Here is a 402-nt window from a genome sequence, read left to right on the forward strand (position 1 = left end):
TTTCTTGACATGTAATAATGTTTTTTGTATAATCTCAATTCTTTTTTAAGCAAATGTCTTGCTAGCTCAGTCGGTAGAGCATCTCACTTTTAATGAGGGGGCCGTTGGTTCGAATCCAACGCAGGACACCATTTTTGGGTTTATGACCCTTTCGTCTAGTGGCTCAGGACTCTACTTTCTCTGTGTAGAAACAGAGGTTCAAATCCTCTAAGGGTCGCCAGATATTTTTAAATTTTTAGGTCGCTTAGCTCAGTTGGTAGAGCGCCACCCTTACAAGGTGGATGTCATAAGTTCGAGTCTTATAGCGACCACCATTTTAGGTGCAGCGGTAGTTCAGTTGGTTAGAATGCCGCCCTGTCACGGCGGAGGTCGCGGGTTCGAGCCCCGTCCGCTGCGCCATCT

General features: G+C 46.3%; 4 tRNA genes. All 4 read left to right on the plus strand.

Annotated elements, in window-relative coordinates:
• The first annotated feature begins 55 nt into the window (after positions 1–55).
• The 4 genes from CYP43_RS07130 to CYP43_RS07145 all read left to right on the plus strand — a co-directional run bounded on the left by CYP43_RS07130 (position 56) and on the right by CYP43_RS07145 (position 399).
• Positions 56–131, plus strand: a tRNA-Lys gene (locus CYP43_RS07130).
• 13 nt (positions 132–144) lie between these two features.
• Positions 145–220, plus strand: a tRNA-Glu gene (locus tag CYP43_RS07135).
• 18 nt (positions 221–238) lie between these two features.
• Positions 239–314 (plus strand) — tRNA-Val (locus tag CYP43_RS07140).
• A gap of 8 nt (positions 315–322) precedes the next feature.
• Positions 323–399 (plus strand) — tRNA-Asp (locus tag CYP43_RS07145).
• The last annotated feature ends 3 nt before the right edge of the window (positions 400–402 follow it).

It is taken from the genome of Campylobacter concisus, assembly GCF_002913045.1.
GTDB lineage: Bacteria > Campylobacterota > Campylobacteria > Campylobacterales > Campylobacteraceae > Campylobacter_A > Campylobacter_A concisus_AP.